Genomic DNA, 411 nt, shown 5'->3' with positions numbered 1-411 from the left:
TGCTGGTCACTGGGTTGCCCGCGCCGTCCGTCGACGCCACGTTTACATCGAACTCGGTGTCCGCGGCCAGATCGGCACCCGCCACATCCACTGTCCAGTTGCCACTGCCATCCACGGTGGTGGTGTACTCGGTACCATTGATGGTCATGGTCACCACATCGCCTTCGCTGATGTCGCCACCTTTCGCCGTACCGGTCACCGCGATGGTTTGTCCGCTTTCGGCTTTGTTAATCACGTCATCGGCTGTGATGTCACCAACCTTCACGGTGCCTTTGTCGGCTTCAAGATCGACCGTATGCTCTGATGAGCCGGTGCTGGTCACTGGGTTGCCCGCGCCGTCCGTCGACGCCACGTTTACATCGAACTCGGTGTCCGCGGCCAGATCGGCACCCGCCACATCCACTGTCCAGT

At 60.8% G+C, this 411-nt stretch carries 1 protein-coding gene; it reads right to left on the bottom strand.

Going from position 1 to position 411, the window contains the following annotated elements; genetic code table 11:
• Nucleotides 1-411 (bottom strand): Ig-like domain-containing protein (locus tag BZJ21_RS15610; protein ID WP_131826364.1); only part of this gene is annotated, 411 nt, incomplete at both ends.

The organism is Salinivibrio costicola subsp. alcaliphilus (genome assembly GCF_001996185.1).
In the GTDB taxonomy this organism is placed as follows: Bacteria; Pseudomonadota; Gammaproteobacteria; order Enterobacterales; family Vibrionaceae; genus Salinivibrio; species Salinivibrio costicola.
Note: the sequence above shows the minus strand (reverse complement) of the source record. Positions and strands in the feature narration are given on the sequence as shown.